This is a genomic window from Methylosinus sp. H3A (genome assembly GCF_015709455.1).
In the GTDB taxonomy this organism is placed as follows: domain Bacteria; phylum Pseudomonadota; class Alphaproteobacteria; order Rhizobiales; family Beijerinckiaceae; genus Methylosinus.
Genome location: NZ_JADNQW010000005.1, coordinates 3,366,708 through 3,388,090, shown reverse-complemented (window position 1 = coordinate 3,388,090; position 21,383 = coordinate 3,366,708). Strand labels below are relative to the sequence as shown.

20 protein-coding genes and 1 tRNA gene are annotated in these 21,383 nt (G+C 65.7%); 8 read left to right on the top strand and 13 right to left on the bottom strand.

The annotated features are described in order from the left end of the window. Window positions 1-149: 149 nt before the first annotated feature. The gene (locus IY145_RS18615; protein ID WP_196409572.1) at window positions 150-2,645 is read left to right on the top strand and encodes an esterase-like activity of phytase family protein; all 2,496 of its coding nucleotides are present in this window, start codon (window positions 150-152) and stop codon (window positions 2,643-2,645) included. A gap of 18 nt (window positions 2,646-2,663) precedes the next feature. Here the strand turns inward: IY145_RS18615 and IY145_RS18610 are convergent, their stop codons facing one another. The 4 genes from IY145_RS18610 to IY145_RS18595 all read right to left on the bottom strand — a co-directional run bounded on the left by IY145_RS18610 (window position 2,664) and on the right by IY145_RS18595 (window position 5,789). After that, window positions 2,664-3,452: a TetR/AcrR family transcriptional regulator gene (locus tag IY145_RS18610; RefSeq protein ID WP_196409571.1), complete on the bottom strand. Its 789-nt coding sequence runs from the start codon at window positions 3,450-3,452 to the stop codon at window positions 2,664-2,666. A gap of 84 nt (window positions 3,453-3,536) precedes the next feature. Then, window positions 3,537-4,361, bottom strand: coding sequence for a pyrroline-5-carboxylate reductase (proC, locus tag IY145_RS18605; RefSeq protein WP_196409570.1), 825 nt, complete (start codon window positions 4,359-4,361; stop codon window positions 3,537-3,539). A gap of 5 nt (window positions 4,362-4,366) precedes the next feature. Further along, entirely contained in the window at window positions 4,367-4,870 is a 504-nt protein-coding gene (locus IY145_RS18600; protein ID WP_196409569.1) for a YbjN domain-containing protein, read from the bottom strand. Window positions 4,871-5,252: 382 nt separating this feature from the next. Further along, complete coding sequence (locus IY145_RS18595; RefSeq protein WP_196409568.1) at window positions 5,253-5,789, bottom strand: L,D-transpeptidase; 537 nt, start codon at window positions 5,787-5,789, stop codon at window positions 5,253-5,255. A gap of 213 nt (window positions 5,790-6,002) precedes the next feature. On the opposite strand from IY145_RS18595, the gene IY145_RS18590 reads away from it, so the two are divergent. Beyond that, window positions 6,003-6,884: a methyltransferase domain-containing protein gene (locus IY145_RS18590; RefSeq protein WP_196409567.1), complete on the top strand. Its 882-nt coding sequence runs from the start codon at window positions 6,003-6,005 to the stop codon at window positions 6,882-6,884. A gap of 10 nt (window positions 6,885-6,894) precedes the next feature. On the opposite strand, the gene IY145_RS18585 is transcribed toward IY145_RS18590, so the two are convergent. Together IY145_RS18585 and IY145_RS18580 are read right to left on the bottom strand one after the other, a co-directional pair. Next, on the bottom strand, window positions 6,895-7,266 hold the full coding sequence (locus IY145_RS18585) for a protease inhibitor I42 family protein (protein WP_196409566.1): 372 nt from the start codon (window positions 7,264-7,266) through the stop codon (window positions 6,895-6,897). Between the two features lie 3 nt (window positions 7,267-7,269). Next, complete coding sequence (locus IY145_RS18580) at window positions 7,270-8,586, bottom strand: glycosyltransferase (protein WP_196409565.1); 1,317 nt, start codon at window positions 8,584-8,586, stop codon at window positions 7,270-7,272. Between the two features lie 75 nt (window positions 8,587-8,661). Between IY145_RS18580 and rlmN the strand changes: the two genes are divergently transcribed. Further along, window positions 8,662-9,828: a 23S rRNA (adenine(2503)-C(2))-methyltransferase RlmN gene (gene rlmN / locus IY145_RS18575; protein ID WP_196409564.1), complete on the top strand. Its 1,167-nt coding sequence runs from the start codon at window positions 8,662-8,664 to the stop codon at window positions 9,826-9,828. Window positions 9,829-9,867: 39 nt separating this feature from the next. Then, the gene (locus IY145_RS18570; RefSeq protein WP_196409563.1) at window positions 9,868-10,302 is read left to right on the top strand and encodes a hypothetical protein; all 435 of its coding nucleotides are present in this window, start codon (window positions 9,868-9,870) and stop codon (window positions 10,300-10,302) included. A 28-nt stretch (window positions 10,303-10,330) separates the two neighbouring features. Here IY145_RS18570 and IY145_RS18565 read toward each other — a convergent pair whose 3' ends face one another. The 3 genes from IY145_RS18565 to IY145_RS18555 form a co-directional block, all read right to left on the bottom strand. Next, window positions 10,331-10,582 carry a hypothetical protein gene (locus IY145_RS18565; protein WP_196409562.1) on the bottom strand — a complete coding sequence of 84 codons (252 nt, stop codon included), beginning with the start codon at window positions 10,580-10,582 and terminating at the stop codon, window positions 10,331-10,333. Between the two features lie 124 nt (window positions 10,583-10,706). Beyond that, window positions 10,707-11,210: a disulfide bond formation protein B gene (locus IY145_RS18560; RefSeq protein ID WP_196409561.1), complete on the bottom strand. Its 504-nt coding sequence runs from the start codon at window positions 11,208-11,210 to the stop codon at window positions 10,707-10,709. After that, window positions 11,207-11,788, bottom strand: coding sequence for a YqaA family protein (locus IY145_RS18555; protein ID WP_196409560.1), 582 nt, complete (start codon window positions 11,786-11,788; stop codon window positions 11,207-11,209). Before IY145_RS18555 ends, IY145_RS18560 begins: the two co-directional genes overlap by 4 nt. A 161-nt stretch (window positions 11,789-11,949) precedes the next feature. Here IY145_RS18555 and IY145_RS18550 point away from each other — a divergent pair. Then, window positions 11,950-12,034: transfer RNA gene (locus IY145_RS18550), tRNA-Leu, on the top strand. Window positions 12,035-12,082: 48 nt separating this feature from the next. Here IY145_RS18550 and IY145_RS18545 read toward each other — a convergent pair. From IY145_RS18545 to IY145_RS18530, 4 genes are all read right to left on the bottom strand, one after another. After that, window positions 12,083-12,298 carry a SlyX family protein gene (locus IY145_RS18545; RefSeq protein WP_196409559.1) on the bottom strand — a complete coding sequence of 72 codons (216 nt, stop codon included), beginning with the start codon at window positions 12,296-12,298 and terminating at the stop codon, window positions 12,083-12,085. A gap of 113 nt (window positions 12,299-12,411) precedes the next feature. Next, on the bottom strand, window positions 12,412-13,329 hold the full coding sequence (locus IY145_RS18540; RefSeq protein ID WP_196409558.1) for a response regulator: 918 nt from the start codon (window positions 13,327-13,329) through the stop codon (window positions 12,412-12,414). Then, complete coding sequence (locus tag IY145_RS18535) at window positions 13,319-16,690, bottom strand: ATP-binding protein (RefSeq protein ID WP_196409557.1); 3,372 nt, start codon at window positions 16,688-16,690, stop codon at window positions 13,319-13,321. Before IY145_RS18535 ends, IY145_RS18540 begins: the two co-directional genes overlap by 11 nt. A gap of 29 nt (window positions 16,691-16,719) precedes the next feature. Next, a complete protein-coding gene (locus IY145_RS18530) occupies window positions 16,720-17,058 on the bottom strand; it encodes a hypothetical protein (protein WP_196409556.1) in 339 nt (112 codons plus the stop codon). Window positions 17,059-17,234: 176 nt separating this feature from the next. On the opposite strand from IY145_RS18530, the gene IY145_RS18525 reads away from it, so the two are divergent. The 3 genes from IY145_RS18525 to urtB all read left to right on the top strand — a co-directional run bounded on the left by IY145_RS18525 (window position 17,235) and on the right by urtB (window position 21,381). Next, window positions 17,235-18,428, top strand: a complete 1,194-nt coding sequence (locus IY145_RS18525) for a hypothetical protein (protein ID WP_196409555.1) — start codon at window positions 17,235-17,237, stop codon at window positions 18,426-18,428. A gap of 36 nt (window positions 18,429-18,464) precedes the next feature. Then, the gene (urtA, locus tag IY145_RS18520) at window positions 18,465-19,739 is read left to right on the top strand and encodes an urea ABC transporter substrate-binding protein (RefSeq protein WP_196409554.1); all 1,275 of its coding nucleotides are present in this window, start codon (window positions 18,465-18,467) and stop codon (window positions 19,737-19,739) included. A 70-nt stretch (window positions 19,740-19,809) separates the two neighbouring features. Further along, complete coding sequence (gene urtB / locus IY145_RS18515) at window positions 19,810-21,381, top strand: urea ABC transporter permease subunit UrtB (protein ID WP_196410606.1); 1,572 nt, start codon at window positions 19,810-19,812, stop codon at window positions 21,379-21,381. Window positions 21,382-21,383: the final 2 nt, after the last annotated feature.

Here is a 21,383-nt window from a genome sequence, read left to right as displayed (position 1 = left end):
CTGTCCTCGTGACCGCTTCGTGGCCTTTGTGGTACGAAGGCCACGACGCCACTATGTTTCCGCTCCGTTAGCGATCGTGACCCGACTGTCACCGAATCGTTAAGGGGCGGCCATACACCTCCGGCCAAGCTATAAAGCCGGAGAGTGAAATGCCTTTTCGTAACTGGTTGCTCGCGTCCATCTCGACGCTGGCGCTACATGGCGCCGCACTGGCGCAGACCTATCGCACGCCCAATGTCGTCGCCAACGACGGTCCCACCTCGATCAGCCTGGGCGGCGTGACCTTCACCAATCAAGGCCTCACTGGAACTGGACGTCTTCCGGCGACGACGATCGACTTCCTCGGCGACACGCTCGGCTCCTTCTCGAGCCTCGCCATCGATCCGTATTCCTGGCGGCGCAGCGGCTCGACTTTCGTCGCGACCATGTTCGCTCTACCCGACCGCGGATTGAACGATCCGGCCAATGGCGTCTTCTCCGACTATGCGGGTCGGCTGCTGCGTTTCAATATCGCCTTCTCGCCCTATTCGGGAGCGAATCTCCCCGCCTCGACCAGCTCGCAGAATCAGGTGCAGATGACGCCCGACGGCGGTGTCCTGCTGCGCGACAATCAGGGCAAGACATTCACCGGCGCCGATTCTGGGACGGGAGCCGTCAATCTCTTCGGTCGCCTCACGCCGAGCCCTTCCGCTGGCTCGATCGGCGCCGGCAAGCTATCGCTCGACGCCGAGGGGCTGGCCTTCAAGACCGACCGCAGCTTCTACGTCAGCGACGAATACGGCCCGTCGATCTTTTATTTCGACGCCAACGGCAATCTCGTCGGCTCGATCGGAACTCCCTCGGCGCTGCTGCCGCGGACCAATGGCGCGATCGACTTCAACTCGCTCAATGCGCCGCAGACGGGACGCCGCAACAATCAGGGGCTCGAGGCGGTCTCGGTCAGCCCGGACGGCAACCGGCTTTTCGCGATCCTGCAGAGCGCGACGATGCAGGATCAGGCCTCCGGACAGCAGACGCGCAACAACACGCGCATCCTCGTCTACGACATCTCGCTCAATCCGACGCCGGCGGCGCCGATCGAATCCTATGTCCTGCAGCTGCCGACCTACAGGCTGAACGGCGATGGCGGCGCCGCCAATCGCACCGCGGCGCAGAGCGAGATGGTGGCGCTCAACGACAAGCAGTTTCTCGTGCTGGCGCGCGACGGAATCGGCCAGGGTCCGGCGGGCGGCAATCCGATCATGGTCAAATCCATCTATCTCGTCGATATCGGCAATGCGACAAATATCGCCGGCACGGCCGCCGATACGACGGCGGGCGGTCAGGTCGCGCCCAATGGCGTGCTGAATCCGTCGATCACGCCGGCGCAATCTGTCGAGCTCGTGAACATGCTCAATTCCACGCAGCTCGCCCGCTTCGGCCTCAATCTCAACAATGGCGCGCCCGGCCAGCCGGCCCAGTCGCAGCTCACTCTGGCGGAGAAATGGGAGGGCATGGCGCTCGTCCCGACGCTCGTGGAGGGGCGGCCGAACGACTTCTATCTGTTCGTCTCCAACGACAATGATTTCACCACGACCAATGGCGTGATGCAGGGCCAGAGCTACAACTCCGGCCAGAACAACGACAATATGGTCCTCGTCTATCAGCTCACTTTGCCGACCGCCGTCGATCCGCTGTTCCTCAAATCCATGCGCGATACGACCCCGCAGGTGCTCGGCCGCATCGACGCCGGCGCTCTCGGCCTCGCCTCGAGCGCCGGCGCGCCGGTCATCGCGCAGCTGCAATCGATCCGCCGCGCGCAGAGCGGCGTCTTCGCGGCGCAGGGTCTCTCGGCCTGGCTCGGCGGCAATGTCGATTTCGGGCCTACCGCCACGCGGCCCGGACTCGACGGCGACCGCACGCTCTATGGCGGCTCCTTCGGCGTCGACTATGGCTGGAAGGAAATTCGCGCGGGCGTCGCGGCGACGGTGCGCGCCGGCCAATATGGCGGCGGCGCGCTCGGCTATTTCGACATTTCGCCGACCGTTTCGCCGAGCGTCTACGCCGGCTATTTCGGCGATCTCTTCTATCTCCATGGAACGGCGACCTTCTCGCCGGACGTCGGCTTCTCCGACATTCGCCGCCTCGGAGCCTATGGGCTCACCGGCGTCGGCCGCACCAGCGTCGACTCATACGCTTTCGGCGGCGAGATCGGCGCCAAGCTGAAGCTCGACACCTTCCAATTCACGCCCTTCTTCGGCGTGACGCAGTCGACCGCGACGATCCGCGGCTATACGGAAAGCGGCGCCGCCGGCGGCAATGTCGTCTATCCGGAGCACGCCATTCATGCGACGACCCTGCGCTATGGCGGCGAGGTCTCGGCCTCTTTCCTCGGCGTCGATCCCTGGGTGCGGGTCGCCTATAATCAAATGCTCGACCGCGATCCCAAGCGCGTGAACGTCAGCCTCGCCGGCGTGCTGAGCCCAATGGCGACACAGACGATCCTCATCCCGACCTATGATCGCAATTCGGTCACGGTCGGCGTCGGCGCGCAGGGCGATCTCGCGCCGAACATCGGCTGGCGCGTCGGCTATGACGCCGACATTGCGACGCGGAACGGCGCCGTCGCCCATTCGGTGACGACGGCCGTGCGTATCGGCTTCTGACGAGAGGCGACGCCGCCGTCAGGCGGTGGCGTCGTCCTGATGGCGGCGATGCTCCTCGGCGTGATGATGACGCCGGCGGGCCTCCTCGTAATCCTCTTCGAAACCCTCGTCACGGTCGCGCGCATGATGGCGGTGGCGATGGTGGCCGGTCACGCCACGAAACACCGCCCGCGCCAGACTGCGCAATGGCGAGGTCAAGCGGTTGACATCCTCGATACGCTCGATCACCGCCTCGCTGCGCGAGAGCTCGCGGTCGAGCGCCGCCTTGGTGCGGCACAGGTCGGCGTCGCGATCGTCGAACCAGACGCCGAGCACGCGCCACCACGCGATGGCGAGACCCTGCAGCTTCAAGGCGCCGAGCGCGCCTTCGCTGTCTATGTCGGCGGCCTCCAGCATGAAGCGCATGGAATTGACCGTCTCGCGATTGAGCGCGGCGGCCGCCAGCGGATCGGTCGACGCCCATTGCGACACCGATTCCAGCGCGTTGCGATAGGGCTCCAAAGCCTCGAGCCGGCGCAGCAGCACCTCATAGAGCCGCTCCTTGGCGGGCTCGGAGGCGTAGCGGCCGGAAAAATCCTCCAGCACCTGCCGGTCGATCTTGCGCGAGAAGGCCGCGAGCACCGCGCCCTTGGACGGAAAATTGTCGCGGAAATCCGCGAGCGAGACATCGGCGTCATGGGCGATGTCGGAAATGGCGATGTCCTCGAAGGCGCGGCGCGCCGCCAGCCGCATCAAGGATTCGACGATCCGGTCGCGGACCGAGCCGTTCCCATTGCCAGTCTCATTGGTTTTGCCGCTCGTCGCCATCGCCGCCTCCTCAGATCGCTCGAAGCCAGCCGCTTCCACGCTAATTTAGGGCGTTTTGGCCAGATCGGAAGGAGTTTCCGGCTCTCAGCCAGACAATTCGCCGGCCCGGCGCGCGGCCGCCGCGACAGCGCGTTCCAGAAGCGGCTCGAGCCCATCGCTCGCCATCAGAACCTCGAGCGCCGCGGCCGTCGTGCCGCCGGGCGAGGTCACGTTCTGCCTGAGCGTCGCGGGCGTCGTATCGGCGCTCTGGCGCAATAATTCGCCGGCGCCGGCGACGGTCGCGCGAGCCAGCCGCGCCGCAGTCTCCTCCGGCAACCCTGCCTCGACGCCGGCCTTGGTCAGGCATTCCACGAAATAGAAGACATAGGCCGGCCCGGAGCCGGACACGGCCGTCACCGCATCGACCAGCGCCTCGCTCGCGACCCAGACCACCTCGCCCACAGCGGCCAGAAGCCCCTCGGCGAGCGCGCGCCCCTCGGGGTCGACGGCGGGCGCGGCGAAGGCGCCGGTGATCCCTCGGCCGATGGCGGCCGGCGTATTGGGCATCGCCCGCACGAAAAAACGCGCCTGCTGCAGCCGCGCCGAGAGATCGGCGATGCGCTTGCCGGCGAGAATGGAGACGATGAGCGTATCGGCGCCGGCTTCCGCCGCGATCAGCGGGGCGACCTGGTCCAGCGCCTGCGGCTTCACCGCGAGAACGAGCGCCTGCGGAGCGGCGCGATTTTCGGGGTTGAGGCGAAAGCCGCGCTCTTTTGCGAGCGCTGCGAGCGCCGGCGAGGGGTGCGGCTCGACGATGGTCACGCCCTCGCCCGCAAGACCCTGCGCCGCCCAGCCCTCGAGCAGGGCGAAGCCCATTTTTCCGGCCCCGACCAGAGTGATCGAGCGGGGCAGCGCGGCCGCGGCGGCCATTTGGATCACGCTTCTCCCTTGGTCTCGAAGGTCGCGGTCTCGAGCGCCTCCTTGGCGCCTTTGCCGGCCCAGAGCACGAATTGGAAAGCCTGATAATAGCGCTCGCAGGTCTCCAGCGCATGGTCCAGCAGCGCGGCGCATTGCGGGCCGGAGGGCTGCGCGCCGCCGGTCAGCAGCAGGCCTTGGCGATGCATGACGACGCCCTCGCTCGGCCACAGATCGAAATGCCCGACCCAGAGTTGCTCGTTGATCGTGCGGATCAGCGCCTGCGCCTCCGTGCGGCGGCGTTCCGGCACGCGCAGATCGAAGGCGCAGCTCACATGAAGCGTCTCGAGCTCCCCGAGCCAAGTGAAGGCGACATGATAGTCGGTCCAACTGCCGGCGACCGAAATGGAGATCTCGTCTTCGTCGTCGCGATCGAAGCTCCAGTCGTTGGTGGCCGCCAATTGCTCCACGATGTCGACGGGATGTCGGGGACGGTCGAAGTCTTTGTCAGGTGCGATCAGCATGAGCGAAACCTAATGTGAGGGTCGGCCAGACAAGGGCGACGGACGCTTCTCTCTTCAGAGACGCATACGCTGACTGCGAGCCTCGCGCTCCCCTTGTTCGGAAACCGCCCGACGAAACGAATCGTCCTGCTCGTTCACTATACTCGAAACGATTGAAATGCCGCCGGCTCAACTCTTCGTGGACGCGAACCTCATGTGCGTTCGAGGACTTGCCCGCACAGTGGTGGATTCGTTTCGGCCGGTCTACAGGCGGGAAGACGACGTCCACAAGCTGGAGCATTCGCGCGATGAAAAACCATGGGACAAGTCTCCGCCGCGCGGCTTGCGCGAAGCTGCGCGACGGCGGGAGGCGTTTTCGCTTCGTCTCGGTTTCGTTTTCAACTCAAGGAGTCATGACGACCGGCGTGCCGACGCCGACGCGCTCATAGAGGTCGACGACATCCTCGTTCAGCATGCGGATGCAGCCATAGGAGGCCGCCGTGCCGACCGAAGCGCGCATTTTATTGGTGGTGCCGTGGATCGCGACCTGATTGCGATCGAGCGTCAGAGCGCGGACGCCCATCGGATTATGCGGCGAGCCGCCATGGATGAAATTGGGCAGCTCGGGATGGTCTTGCTTGACCACCGCCGGCGGCACCCAATCGGGATTCACATATTTCCCGTCGATATGGGCGTAGCCGGACCATTCCTTGCCGGCTTTGGGCACGGCGACCGGATAGCGAATGGCCGTGCCATCGCCATTGACCAGGAACAGGCTGCGCTGGCGGGCGCTGATGACCACTGTGCCCGCCTGAACCGGGGCGCTGTAGGAGACGACATTATGCGCTGCATCGGCCGCCCCCGGCAGGACGGCCAGGCCGCAGGCGAGAGCCGCCGCAGCCGTGAAGCTCGAAATACGCTGACGAAACGAAATACTCATGGCTCACACCTTCTCCGAATGGCCGGCGTCGCACTCGAACATGTCGCGCATTCTAGCTTCGGCCACATTCCGCGCCAGCCATCCCATAGTTGCGGTTACGGTTTAACACTAAGATTTCCTTACCTGTCTCGCTAAAGCGCGACAGAAGCGGAGAAATCCCCGCCTTATTTCCGCGCCGGTTGCGCGCGTCGGGCGTTCGGGGCATGACGAGCCATGGAGAGAAACTCATCCGCGCCCGCGATCTTCGACCGCGGCCTGTTGCGCCGCCGGTTGGCGCGGGCGACGACCCGCGGCGCGCCGGATTTTCTGATGGCGCGGGCCGCCGACGATCTCGCGGACCGGCTGGCGGGCATCAAGCGCCCCTTCCCCCGCTCTCTCGATCTCTGCACGCCCTCGGCCCATTTCGCCGAGATCGTCGCGGCGAGCGGACGCCCGCCGCCGCTGCGCGCCGGGCGTTTCTATGAGCCGGGCGTCGATCTCGTGGTCGAGGAGGAGGCGCTGCCCTTCGCGGCGGAAGCATTCGATCTCATCGTCTCGGGCTTTGCGCTGCAATGGGTCGACGATCTGCCCGGCGCGCTCGCCCAGGCGCGGCGCATGCTGGCGCCGGACGGGCTTTTTCTCGCCTGCTTCCCGGGCGGCGCGAGCCTCATCGAGCTGCGCGCCGCCTTCGCCCAGGCCGAAGACGAGATCTGCGGCGGCGCGAGCCCCCGCGTGTCGCCTTTCGTCGATCTGCGCGATCTCGGCGGGCTGCTGCAGCGGGCGGGCTTCGCCCTGCCTGTCACCGACGTCGACTCCTTCACGCTGCGCTATGATTCCATGTTCGCGCTCTGCGCCGAGCTGCGCGCAATGGGCGCCGCCAATGTGCTGACGCAGCGCTCGCGCAAGCCGCTGCGGCGCGCGGTTCTACTGCGGGCGGCGGAAATCTACGCGAATCGCTTTTCCGACGCCGACGGGCGCGTGCGCGCGACGATGGAACTGGTCTGGCTCTCCGGCTGGGCGCCGCATGAGAGCCAGCAGAAGCCGCTCGAGCCCGGCTCGGCGCAAATGCGGCTCGCCGATGCGCTGAAGCCGCGGGAGAGCGGCGGCGCCTCGTAGCGCCCCCTCTCTACCGCACCCGAACCTCGACGACCCGACGCTGGACCGGCCGCTTCTCCCAGGGACGTTCTTCGACGAAGACGAGGCGCGCTCGACCGACCGCCACGGCCTCGACGCGGAAACGGCGCCGGCCCGGCGCGCCGACGAACGGCCGATCGGATTCGCCGCCAGATGGCGAGAAGCCGTCCTCCCCGACCCGGACGATCGCCGGATTTCCGCTCGCCGCGCGATCGAAGCGCCAGACATAGCCGGTCGACGGATTCTCGACGAACTCGATCGTGCGCGTCTCGCCCGCGGCGAGGGACAGGCTCCGCTCCTTTGCCCGAACCGCGGATAATTCGAGCAAAATCACAGCGATCGCGATAAGAATCGACTTCGTCATCCTTTACGCCTCGACCGAAATTGCCGCGCATCCGACGAACGCCGCGATCTTCGCCGCCGCCGCCGCCGCGCCATCCTCGCTGCCGATGCGCCCGGCCGCCTCGCGGGCGCTCCGCGCATAGCCGTCGTCGGAAAAGAGCGCGCCGAGCTCCTCGACGAGCCGCTCCGTGGAACAGCGATCATAGGGCAGCAGCCGGCCGACGCCGAGACGCTCGACGCGCGCGGCGTTGTCGCCCTGATCGCCGAAGACGGGGACCACGAGCTGCGGCCGGCCGGCGCGCAACGCCTGCCCACAGGCGCCCGAGCCGCCATGATGCACGACCGCCGCTGCGCGCGGGAGGATCAGCGAATGGCGGACATGGCCGGCGACGAAAAGCTGCGGCGGCAACCCTTCGGCGAGCGCCTCCCGCTCCTCGTCGGCGACCAGCAGCACGGCGCGGTGACGCAGGCGAAGCGCCGCGAGGCCGACGGCGCGGTAGAATTCCGAGCGGCCGCGCACGACAAAACTGCCGAGCGTCACGACGATCGGCGGCCCGCCGGCCTCGAGAAACGCCTCCAGCGCGGCAGGCAGCCCCTCGGCCGTGTCGGTGAAGCGATCGTGGAAAGTGTGGCCGACGATGAAGAGATCGGCCGGATGATCCGGCTGCGGCGGCGCCAGAAGCGGGCTCACCAGGCCGAATGTCGCCGCGGCATGAGGGCCGCCGGTCAAAAGAGCGCGCCCGCGACGGCGCGGCAGGCCGAGCTCCCGCCGCAGCCTTGCGATCGGCCTCCCCTGCCAGGCCAGGACATGCGTCAGCGCAAAGGCCATCGCTTTATTATAGGCGAGCGCCGGGCCGGAGCGCGGCGCGGCCACGAAACGCGAGCGCGGGCCGAGCGGCGGATCATAGGCCGAGAGCAGGAAGAGCGGCGAGACGACGCCGTCGAAGAGCGGCAGACCGAGCCGCTCCGCCGCGAGCTTGGCGGAAAAGCAGAGGCTGTGCGCGACGACCGCCGCCGCGCCCTCGCTCGCGGCCGCGACATCCTCGAAGCTCTGGCGGAGGTAGGGGAAAATCAGCTCCCGGAACATGAAGCCGTCGTCGCGCGCGACCCGCTCGGCGAGCACGCCTATGTCCATGCCGAATCGCTCGGCGAGCTCGCCGACGTCCGGCCGCACAGCGGCGAAGCCGAGCCCCTCGCTCTCGATCCAGTCGCGGTAGAAGGCGCTGGCGGCGAGGACCGGGCGGAAGCCGATGCGCTTCAGCGCGTGAGCGAGTGCCACATAAGGATTGAGGTCGCCGAGCGAGCCGAAGGTCGCGATGACGATTTTCCGCCCGTCTCCCATTGTCCCCCTCTCGGCCCCCATGGAGTCGACCGGCGCGCATGTTATACTGATTTCTTCGTGAGAAAGAGGACTTGGATGACCGCCGCTTCCGCCCCCGCCCCGAGGCCGTCGCTCGCCGGCGCCACGCGCGCCGAGCTCGCCGACGCGTTGCGCGCCATAGACACGCCGGAGCGCGACATCAAAATGCGGGTCTCGCAGCTCTGGCATTGGATCTATTTCCGCGGCGCGCGCGAGTTTTCGGAGATGCTCAACATCTCGAAAATCCTGCGCGGCAAGCTCGACGAGCGCTTCACGCTCTCGCTTGCGGAGATCGCGGCCGAGCAGGTCTCCACCGATGGCACGCGCAAATGGCTGCTGCGGCTGGACCCCGTCGATGCGCAGGACAAGGGCGCGGAGATCGAATGCGTCTATATTCCCGAGAGCGACCGCGGAACCTTATGCGTCTCCAGCCAAGTGGGCTGCACGCTCAATTGCAGCTTCTGCCATACGGGCACGCAAAAGCTGGTGCGCAATTTGACGACGCGCGAGATCGTCGCGCAGCTCCTCGTCGCGCGCACGCGGCTCGGCGATTTTCCCGGCCTCGAGCCGCCCACAGACGGGCTCGTGCCCTCGGGGCCGGATGTGCGCGCTGTGTCGAATATCGTCTTCATGGGCATGGGCGAGCCGCTCTATAATCTCGAGCAGGTCGAGAACGCGATCGAGATCATCTCCGACGGCGACGGGCTGTCGCTGTCGAAGCGGCGCATCACCGTCTCGACATCGGGCGTCGTGCCGCAGATCGAGAAGCTCGGCGCCGAATGCGGACCCATGCTCGCGATCTCGCTGCATGCCGTGCGCGACGCATTGCGCGACGAGCTGGTGCCGATCAACAAGAAATATCCGATCCGCGCGCTGCTCGACGCTTGCCGTGACTATCCCGGCGCCTCTAATGCGCGGCGCATCACTTTCGAATATGTGATGCTGAAGGGCGTCAACGACAGCCCGTCGGAAGCGCGCGAATTGGTGCGGCTACTGAAGGGCATACCGGCCAAGATCAATCTGATCCCCTTCAACCCCTGGCCGGGCGCGCCTTACGAATGCTCCGACTGGGAGACGATCGAGCGTTTCTCCGACATCGTCTTCAACGCCGGCTATGCGAGCCCGGTACGCACGCCGCGCGGCCGCGACATTCTCGCGGCCTGCGGGCAGCTGAAGAGCGAGACCGAGAAATTGCGCGCGCGGGCGCGGCTCGCGGTGGAATAGCGCGCGCTCCCGGAGAGCGAGGCCGCCTGAGAGACAGCCATGCGAGACATCGTCCCGATCGTCGAAGGACTGGCGAAGGCTCTCGACCGCGATGATTTCGATGCGGCGAGTTGTTTTCTGAGCGAGGATTGCGTCTACGACGCCGGCGGACACGTCGTGACGGGACGCATCGCGATCATCGACTCCTATCGCGCCGCCTCGGCTTGGGCGCATGCGACATTCGACGAAGTCGTCTACGAATCGGAGATCGATCGAGCCGGCGTCTCAGACACGTCCGTCGCGGTGATCTATACGGATCGCATACGCAAAGGCGAGCGCTGGCACACGCACAAATGCCGGCAGACGGTCGACGTGGACCGCCGATCCGGCGAAGTCGTCGCCATCGTCCATGGCGATTTCGAAGGCGAAGCGGAGCGTCTGAACGCTTTCTTCGCCGCCTGCGGCGTCGTCAGGCTCGCTCGCGCCGAAAGCTAGCTGCGTGGCCCGCAGTTATGCGGCGCCGTCAGCCGAGCAGCCGGCGCAGCGTCGCCTCGCGCGCGCTCTTTTCGGCCGCGCCGCCCTTATCGGCGAGCTTGTCGAGCGCGGCGAGAATCTTCGTCAGTCTGTCCTGCATGAGGTTGACGTCGGTCGCCAGTTCGTTGAAGCGATTCTCCAATATGATGAGATGCCGGCCGAGCGCCCGCGTGTTCGGCGAACCGTCGGCGCCGGTCTGAACGCCCTGCGTCTGCATGTCGTATTGCTGGAAGCTTTTCATCGAACTCTCCGAATTGTCGCGAGCGGGCCGCGCCGCGAGAGGAATAGTCACGTTCCTATCGGGCAGAGGATGGCGCGACGCGCCTCTTCGACAAGTCCGTCGAAAGGTCGGCAGTCCGATGAATTTATGCGGCGCGATCGCCGCGCCAGGCGCGAAAGGCGATGGCGGCGAGAGCGGCGGAGATCAGCACATTCCAATTGCTGAGCGTGAGCGTGAAGATGCGCAGCGCCGGACGATCGCAGCTCACCACTTTCATCTTGTCGAGCGAGGAGCGGAAATCGTCGAAAGAGCCGGCCTTTCGCAGCGCGCCCGTGCATTCCGAGGGGCCGGGAAAGAGCTTCAGCTCGACGCCCGAATGATAGAGCGCCAGCGCCGTTCCCGCCGCGAAGAGAAGCCCGAGCAGCGCCAGCGCGATGCGCGCGGCGCCCTCCCCGCCCCGCTGCAGGGCTATGCCCGCGAAGGCGGCGAGCGGAATGCCGGCGTAATAGGGAATGCGTTGCTTCAGGCACAATTCGCAGGGCGCGAAGCCCATCGCCTCGATGATCCAGGCGCCGCCTATGGTGGCGATGGCGACGCCGAGGATGACCAGCGCCATGCGCAGCCGCGTGGAGAGGAGAGCGGCGATCACAGGAATTTCGCCGCCACGACGAAGCCGACGACGACGATCGCCGCCATCACGCCCATGAACAGGCCGAAATGCGCCTCGAGCTTGTCGCGCAGGAAATCGCCGAAATGATTGATCGCCGCCGCGAGGATGAAGAAGCGCGCGCCGCGGGTGACGAGCGAGAGCGCCAGAAACAGCCCGAAATTATAATCCATCAGCCCGGAGACGATGGTGACGAGCTTGAAGGGAATGGGCGTCAGCCCCTTCACCAATATGAAGAGCGCGCCCCATTGGGCGTAGAAGGCCCGCAGCGCCTCCATTTTGGCGGCGTAGCCGTAGAGCTCGATGAGCCAGAGCCCGAGCGTGTCGTAGAAGAGCGCGCCTATGGCGTAGCCGAGCGCGCCGCCGGCGACCGAGGCCACGGTGCAGATGCCGGCGTAGAGCCAGGAGCGCTTGGGCTCGGCCAGCGACATAGGCAGGAGAATCACATCCGGCGGAACGGGGAAGAAGGAGCTTTCCGCGAAAGCTATGGCGCCGAGCGCGAGCGGCGCGTGCCGGCTGGCGGCGAGCGACATGGTCCAGTCGTAGAGCTTTTTGATCATTTTCCAACCGGTTCGGAGGAGGAAGCGCCCTCCGCTTATCACCTCGGCGGGCCGGAGGCGAGGCTGGCGGCGCTTCGGCCGTGCGAAACCCGGAAGCTCGCCTTGACGGAGGCTTCGGCCCGGCTAATATCCGCGCCGCGCGCCGGCCCCGTCCGGCCCGCGCCCCTGTGGCGGAATTGGTAGACGCGCTCGACTCAAAATCGAGTTCCGCAAGGAGTGCTGGTTCGACTCCGGCCAGGGGCACCAATCGCAAAATATTGCTGCTATTTCAATTAGATAGGCAAATCCCCGGCGTCAATAATGTGGCGGAGGGGGCTCCGGCGAATCGCGCTGGTCTCCCAGCTTCTGAAACTCCTCGAGCAAACGGGCGATCTGCCGCTCCAGCGTGTCGATCCTGCGCCATTGCAAAGCAATGACGTCGTTCAGCTCGGCGACGATTCTGTCCTGATGCGCGACCGCCGTCTCCAGGGCGACGAGACGAGACGACTGATCCGAAAACTCATCGCTCATCAGGAAGCTCCCTTGCGCCGCGCCATTCAGATACGCCGGCCCGCCCGCGCATCCAATCTTCGATAGCGCGGAAAGACAAGATTTTCTCCTATGCTTCCGTCCAGATGGCTCGCTCAATCGACGGCCCGCGCCTTCAGCGTCTGCAGGGCGACGGAGGTCGCGGAGGAGCGGCTGTCGACGCCGAGCTTCACGAAGATGCGCTCGAGATGCTTATGCACCGTGCGCGGCGAGATGCAGAGAATCTCGGCGATGTCGTGATTAGACTTGCCGCGCGCCAGCCAGCTCAGCACCTCCGCCTCGCGCAGCGTCAGCGCGAATTTCTGCGCGAGAAACGCCTCGTCGCTGACGCTCTGGGCCTCGGTCAGGCGAAACAACAGCTCTTCGCCGCCGATCTCGCACAGAAAGGAGACGGAGACGGGCCCCTCGGCCGCAGGCGCGTCTCGGTCGCGGCGCTCCGCCGCCGCGCGCAGCAGCGCCGAAAAGGACTCGGGCGGCTGCGATCGCAAAATCTCGAAGGGCCCGAAGCGCGTCGCGAGAAGATCGGCCGCCTGCGGCGTACACCAGAGCAGCCGGCCGCCGCGGTCGATCGCCAGAAGATGGCGCCCCGTCGCGTCCAGCGCCACACGCGCGCCAAAGGCCGCCTTGGCGTTGGAGACGTGAATGCGGATGCGCGCGACCAGCTCCTCGATGATGACCGGCTTCACCACATAATCGACGCCGCCTGCCTCGAGCCCCATGAGCACATGGCCCGTGTCCTTGAGGCCGGTGAGAAAGATGACCGGCAGATGCGCGAAGCGCGGATTCTGCTTTATGCGCCGGCAGGTCGCAAAACCGTCGAGGCCGGACATCACCGCGTCCAGCACGACGACATTGGGCGTCACGCGCTCCAGCAGAGCCAGCGCCGCCTCGCCATTGGTGGCGGCGAGAGCCGTGAAATCGGCGCGCTCCAGCGCCTCGACGAGCAGGCTCAGCTCGTCGCGATTGTCGTCGACGACGAGCGCCGTGTCGCGCTGGCGCAGGTCAGCCGACATGCTCGGCCTCCAGCGTCAGAGCGGCCTCGAGCGTCTGCGCGAGCTCCTCGAATTCGAAATTCTGCGCCATCGCCCGCAATTGCGCGATCGCCGCGGAGCGCTCCGGCGCCGCCGCCTCGATCTCGCGCAGAGTGGTTTCTATGCCGCGGCTATGGCCGACGCGGCAGAGCCGCAGCAGCTTCTCGACGCTTTCGCGCGGCAAGGCGAGCGCGGCGGGCGCGAAAGGCTCCACGCGCGGCGTGGCGCGCGCCGCGACATAGAGCCAGTCGAGCCCCAGAAGATTGCCGATGCGATCGAGCATTTCGGAGAATTCGATCGGCTTCACCAGAAAATCGTCATGCGGCGAATCCGGCCCGCGACGCTCCATCAGCTCATGGGCGTTGGCGGAGACCATCATGATCGGCGTCTCGGGGCCGAGCGCTTCGCGCAGCCGGCGCGCGGCCTCCCAGCCGTCCATGCCGGGCATCGCGATGTCGAGCATGACGAGATCGGGATTGCGCTCGATGGCGAGCGCGACGCAATCGGCGCCATTGGCGGCCGTCAGCAGGTCGAAGCCGAGCCCGCCGAGCGATTGGCGCATCACATCGATGTGCGTCGCCGTGTCGTCGGCGACGAGAATGGTCTTGCGCGCCCCGGCGTAGCCGCGGATTTGCGGCGGCTTCTGCCCCTCCTCCGGCGAGGTCGCGGCAGTGAGATAGAGGCGCACGACAAAGCGGCTGCCGCGTCCGACCTCGCTCTCGACGCGCATCTCACCGCCGATGATCTGCGTCAGCAGCTTGGTGATGGTGAGGCCGAGGCCGGTGCCGGGAATGGCGGAGACCGCCGCCATGCGGCCGCGCTCGAAGGGCGCGAAAATGCGCTCCCTATCTTCCGGCATGATGCCGATCCCGGTGTCCTCGACGACAAATTCGGCGATGTCGTTGCGATAGGACACCTTCAGCCCCGCATGGCCGCGCTCGGTGAATTTCACCGCGTTGGAGACGAGATTGATGAGGATTTGCCGCAGGCGCTTCCTGTCGGTGCGCACATAGCGCGGCAGCTCGGCGCTGCGCTCATAGCGGAAGGCGACGCCCTTGGCCGCCGCCTGCAGGCGGAACATGTCGACGAGCTGGTCCAGCGTCTCGTCGATGCGGAAAATGTCGCGCGCGACGTCGAGCGACCCGGTCTCGATCTTGGCGACGTCGAGCAGGCCGTCGATGAGATTGGTGATATGCTCCGTGCTGCGGCGAATGACGCGAATGGCGTCCTGCGGGCGCGCCGCGGCGTCACGCTCGAGCAATTGCGCATAGCCGTTGATGGCGTTGAGCGGCGTCCGAATTTCGTGATTGAGCCCCGCTATGAAGCGCGTCTTAGCGATATTGGCGGCCTCCGCCGCCTCCTTGGCGCGCTGCAGCTCGGCGTCTGTGCGCTCGTGAGCGGCGATCTCCTCGCGCAAAATCTCGGTCTGGCGGCGCGTCTCCTCCTCCGCCACGCGGCGGCTCTCCTGCGCGAGCACCAATGTCCAGGCGGCGACGCCCATGACGAGCAGCAGGCCGACGAAGACGATCTCCAGCGTCGTGCGGATGATCGGCCTCTGCACCGGGCCGACGACGGCGGCATATTGGAAATAGATCGCGCCGAGGATCGCCGCGCTCGTCACCGCGAGCAGACCGAGCACGACGAGAAATCGGCCCGCGCGCGTCGAGAAGAAGGGCAGTGAGAATCTCGGCAGAAGAGCGGAGAAGAGCGCGCGCGCCTGCGAGGCGAGCCGCGCCTTAGGCTTGCAGGCGTCCTTGCAGCGCATGTCCAGCGAGCAGCACAGCGAGCAGATCGCCGCTCCATAGGCCGGGCAGGACGCCAGGTCGCTGGGCTCGAACTCGTTCTCGCAGATCATGCAGCGCATGGCCTCGCGGAAGACAGCCTGCGGGCGCGCGATGTAATAGCGTCCGCCGGTGGCGTAGGCGATGAGCGGCGCGAGCGAGAAGGCGACAATAAAGCCGACGATCGCCGAAAGCGACTGCAGCGTGTCGCCCAGCAGGCCGTAGAGCGCCGCCGTCGAGACGAGGAGCGAGCCGAGCATCGCCCCACAGCCGACCGGATTGACGTCATAGAGATAGGCGCGGCGAAACTCGATCTGCGGCGGGCTCAATCCGAGCGGCTTGTCGACGACGAGATCGGCGGTCAGCGCGCCGATCCAGGCGACGGCGAAATTGGAATAGAAGGCGAGAATGCTGTCGATGACATGACTGACGCCGAACTCCATCAGCAACAGCGACAAAGTGACGTTGAACACCAGCCAGACGACGCGGCCGGGATGATTGTGCGTGATGCGCGAGAAGAAGTTGGACCAGGCGATGGAGCCGGCATAGGCGTTGGTGACATTTATCTTCGTTTGGCAGACGACGACGAAAATCCCGGTGAGCGCCAATGCGAGGCCTGGCGAATGAACGAGGCTCGAGAAGGCGAGATAATAGATTTCGCTCGGCTGCGCCGCGCGCTCGGCCGGAACGCCGAGCGACAATGCCTGATAGGCGAGAAACGAGCCCGCGGCGAGCTTGGCGACGCCGATCAATATCCAGCCCGGCCCGGCGGCGAAGAGCGCGAAGCGCCAGCTGCGCTCGCCGATGCGCGCCGTCGTCGGCAGAAAGCGCAGATAATCGACCTGCTCGCCGATCTGCGGCAGCAGCGACAACAGGATAGAGGCCGAAAGGCCGAACAGCCTCAGATCGAAGGAGCCGTCCAGCGCGCCCGCGGCGCCGGGAAAAGCCATCCACGACGAGACCGCCGGCGCGCCGACGGCGATGAGATAGATGAACGGCGCCGTCTGCAGCACGAGCCAGATCGGCTGCGTCCATAGCTGATAGCGGCTGATGAAGCGAATGCCGAGCGCTGCGATGGGCAATATGGCGAGCGAAGAAATAGCGTATGCGAGCCCTAGAGGCACGCCGAGGCACATTTGCAGCGCATCGGCCATGATCGTCGCCTCTATGGCGAAGAGTATGAAAGTGAAGCAGGCGTAGATCAGCGAGGTGACGGTGGAGCCGATATAGCCGAAGCCGGCGCCGCGCGTCAGCAGATCCATGTCGACGCCGTATTTTGTCGCGTAATGGCCGATCGGCAGGCTGGCGAGAAAGATCAGCGCGCCGACGGCGAGGATCGCCGCCATGGCGTTGGTGAAGCCGAACATCAGCGTCACGCCGCCGCCCAGCGCCTCGCAGGCGAGAAAGGAGATCGCCCCGAGCGCTGTGTTGGCGACGCGCCAAGGCGTGAAGCGGCGCGCCGCTTCCGCCGTGTAGCGCAGCGAATAGTCCTCGAGCGTCTGGTCGGCGACGAACTTGTTGTAGGTCCGACGGACCGGGAAAATTCGCTGCTGCTCGCGCATGCTCTCTTTACGTTGGGGCGTCGCCCGCGTCAGACAGGCCGAGGCTCGCCTGCCGGCCGCCAGCCCTGCGCCTCGAGACAGTCTAGCATGGGCTTGGTCAGGATCGTCGTCGAGGGCGGCGGCGACACCAACGTCGGCCGCTCGGCCTCGCCGAGCTTCTTCACGCAGGCGTCTGTGGCTTTCTTCAGGCCGCCCATATCGCCGCCGATGTTCCACCACATGTCCACGGCGTAGCGCGGCGCGGCGACCGACGCGGCCGACGGCGCCTTATGGCTCTTCGACGAAGCGTTCGCCTGTCCGACCGCGACGACGAGCGCAAGCGCTCCCGCGGTCAATCCGAAAATATCCAATGCCGTCGTCTTGCGCATTCGCCTCACTCCCCCGCGCCGGCGAATCCCCTGCCGGCTCTCATGCCCTATTCGACGAAAAGGCGCGAACGGAGCAATACGCATTTCAGCGTATTCCTACCTAGGTGCTCGCACGACTAGTCCTTGACGTGACGAAACCGGCGCGAATCGCCGGGAGGACGACACGAGGGGGACAGATGAACCAAACCCACGAAGCACTTGCGGCGCGAAGGACAGCGCGCCGTCGGTCCAAGCTCGCGGCAAAGGCCGCGCCGGCGCTCGCCTTGGCGGTCTGCTGCCTGATTGGGGATCAGGCGGCGCAGGCCCGTGTGGTGGTTCCGTTCGGCGACGATCAATGGGTCAGCGTGGGCTTTGGTCTTCGCCCCTTCTTCAGCGATGTGACTCGCAATCACACGCCCGGGACCAATCCAGATCGCGTCGACCTCGAAAGCTTCCGCATCTTCTCCTCGGCCTCCTTCAATCAATATCTGAAGGCCACCTTCAACACGGAGGTCACGAGCAACAGCACGATCCAAGTGCTCGACGGCTATGGCCAGTTCGAGCCGATGGACGAGATCAATGTCTGGGGCGGCCGCATGCTGCCGCCGAGCGACCGCGCCAATCTCGACGGTCCCTATTATCTGCTCGGCTGGTCTTATCCCGGCGTCGTCTCGCGTTATCCCGGCAAGGTCTCCGGCCGCATGGACGGCGGCACGGTGTGGGGCAAGCTGTTCGAGAAGCGCCTCACCTATTCATTCGGCGTCTATGACGGCCATAATCAAATCATCGGCGCGTCGAACCAATCCGGCCATCCGCTGTTCGCCGGCCGCCTCAATCTCAATCTGCTCGATCCCGATCCCGATCCCGCCTATTACACCAGCAGCACCTATTTCGGCGGCGCAGATGTGCTGGCGATCGGCGTCGCGGCGCAATATCAGCAGGACGGCGTCGGCAATCAGCTGCAGCACGCCGACTTCACCGCCTGGAACGTCGACGTTCTCTTCGAGAAGAAGCTCGGCGAATTCGGCGCCGCGACCTTCGAGGGCGCCTATTACCGCTACTACACCCATGGCGTGAACGACGTCGCCACCAATTTCAACAAGGCTCGCTCGACCGATCTCGTCGGCGGCATTCGCCCCGGCGAAGCCTATATGCTCGGCGCCGGCTATCTCATCCCTTACGTGATCGGATGGGGCCGCTTCCAGCCTTACTTCCGCTATCAGTCCTTCCGCGACACGCTCGCCGCGACATGGGAGCGCCAATACGACATGGGCGTCTCCTATGTGATCGACGGACACAATCTGCGCATCACGGCCAATTACGCGATCAACCAATTCACCGCGCGCAAGGACATCGACAAGTTCATCCTCGGCGTTCAGATCCAATTCTGAGCGCGGCGCGACCGATCCGACCTGGGAGAGAGACGAATGAAACGTAGAGTTCTGGTGAAGAGCCTCGGCATGCTCGCCGCAGGCGCGTTGCTCGCGTCGACCGCGCTCGTTCCGGCGCGCGCAGAGGACAAGGGGCCGATCAAGGTCGGCATTCTGCACTCGCTCTCCGGCACCATGGCCATCAGCGAGACCGTGCTGAAGGACACGGCGCTGATGGCGATCGAGGAGATCAACGTCAAGGGCGGCGTGCTCGGCCGCAAGCTCGAGCCCGTCGTCGTCGATCCGGCCTCCAACTGGCCGCTCTTCGCCGAAAAGGCGCGCCAGCTGCTCGCCACCGACAAGGTCGCCGTCGTCTTCGGCTGCTGGACATCGGTGTCGCGCAAATCCGTGCTGCCGGTGTTCAAGGAGCTGAACGGCCTTTTGTTCTATCCGGTGCAGTATGAGGGCGAGGAGCTCGAGAAGAACGTCTTCTACACGGGGGCGGCGCCGAACCAGCAGGCCATTCCCGCGGTCGAATATCTGATGAGCAAGGCCGGCGGCGGCGCCAAGCGCTTCGTGCTGCTCGGCACCGATTACGTCTATCCGCGCACGACCAATAAGATCCTGCGCGCCTTCCTTCATTCCAAGGGCGTCGCCGACGCCGACATAATGGAGGAATACACGCCCTTCGGTCACAGCGATTATCAGACGATCGTCGCCAACATCAAGAAATTCGCCTCCGGCGGCAAGACGGCGGTGGTCTCGACGATCAATGGCGACTCCAACGTGCCTTTCTACAAGGAGCTGGGCAACGCCGGGCTGAAGGCGACGGAAGTTCCGGTCGTCGCCTTCTCGGTCGGCGAGGAGGAGCTGCGCGGCGTCGACGCCAAGCCGCTCGTCGGCCATCTGGCGGCGTGGAACTACTTCATGTCGCTGAAGAACCCCGCCAATACGGAGTTCAAGAAGAAATGGGCCGCCTACGCCAAGGCGCATGGCGTCGCCAACGCCGACAAGCCGCTGACCAATGATCCGATGGAGGCCACTTACATCGGCGTCAATCTGTGGAAGCAGGCGGTCGAGAAGGCCAAGACCACAGACGTCGACAAGGTGATCGCCGCCGTCGGCGGTCAGAAGCTCGAGGCGCCGTCGGGCTTCACCGCCGAGATGGATGCGAAGAACCACCATCTCCACAAGCCGGTGTTCATCGGCGAAGTGAAGGCGGACGGGCAGTTCAATGTCGTGTGGAAGACGCCCGGCCCGGTGCGCGCGCAGCCCTGGAGCCCCTTCATTCCCGGCAATGACAAGAAAAAGGACGAGCCGGATACGCATTGACGAGACTGGCGGGCGGCCCGGCGATCGGGCCGCCCGATGCGGCTTTGAAATGGAGCGTTGAAACTTGCGTATGCTCAGACTGATCGTCGGCCTGCTGCTGGCGATGTCCGTCGTGCCGGCCATGGCGCTCGACCGCGAGACCATCGCCCAGCTGACCGGCGGCGATCCCGACGAGCAGCATAGAGCGCTGGGCGCCGCCGCTGCGCGCGGCGATCTCTCGGCCATCCCCTTTCTGCGCGATCTCCTCGCCGACCGCGTGAAGCTCTCAGGCGACATGGCGTTCATCGTCGATGGCGACAAGGCCTTGGACGCGCTGGAGCGCACGCCCGCCGAGCTTCCCGCCGACGCCGAGGACGCCTCGACCAGCAATAGCCTGCGCCTCGCGATCGAGGAGACGATCGCTCTCGTCGAGCTCGCGTCGCCCGATCGCGCGCTCCGCCAGGAGGCGGTAAAACGGCTCCAGAACGCCGAATTCGACGAGGCTCGCCTCTCACTGCTGGCCAAGGCCGAACAAAAGGAGCGCGACGCCAGCGTCCGCGACGCGCTGCGCCAGATGCGCGCGCTCGGCGAATTGCAGAGCGCCGATCGCGTGCAGCGCCTTTCCGCCGCGCAGGCGCTGCGCACCACAATTTCCGGCCGCGTGCGCGAGGCGCTGAAGACGCGCCTCGCCACCGAGGAAGACGGCGAAGTGCGCGTCGCGTTGACGCGCTCGCTGCGCAATGTCGAATCGAGCCTCGCCATCGGCGAGAATCTCGGCGTCGTCTTTTCCGGCCTCAGCCTCGGCAGCATATTGCTGCTCGCCGCGCTCGGCCTCGCCATCACTTACGGGCTGATGGGCGTCATCAATATGGCGCATGGCGAGATGATGATGATCGGCGCCTATGCGACCTATGTCGTGCAAAATCTCTTCCGCGCGCATCTGCCCGATTATTTCCAATGGTATCTCGCCGCCGCCGCGCCCGTCGCCTTCATCGTCGCGGCGCTGGTCGGCGTCGCCATAGAGCGCACCGTGATCCGCTTTCTCTATGGCCGCGCGCTGGAGACGCTGCTCGCCACCTGGGGCGTCAGCCTCATACTGATGCAAGCGGTGCGCAGCCTGTTCGGCGCGCAGAATGTGCAGGTGGAAAACCCCGCCTGGATGTCCGGCCGCGTCTTCGTCACCGATAATCTCGAGCTTCCCTATAATCGCATCGTCATACTGATCTTCTCGGTCGGCGTGCTGCTGCTGGTCTCCTTCCTGCTGGCGCGCACACGGCTCGGCCTCTTCGTGCGCGCCGTCACGCAGAATCGCGGCATGGCGCGCTGCGTCGGCGTCGATTCCTCGCGCATCGACACAATGGCATTCGCGCTCGGCTCCGGCCTCGCCGGCCTCGCGGGCGTCGCGCTATCGCAAGTCGGCAATGTGGGGCCGGATCTCGGCCAACACTATATCGTCGACAGCTTCATGGTGGTGGTGCTCGGCGGCGTCGGCCAGCTCGCGGGCGCCGTCTATGCCGCGCTCGGATTGGGCGTCGCCGGCAAGATCCTCGAGAATATGGCGGGCGCCGTGCTCGCGGAGATCGCACTGCTGATCTTCATCGTCGTCTTCATACAAAAGCGTCCGCAGGGCCTGTTCGCGCTCGGCGGCCGGCAGGCCGATTGAGT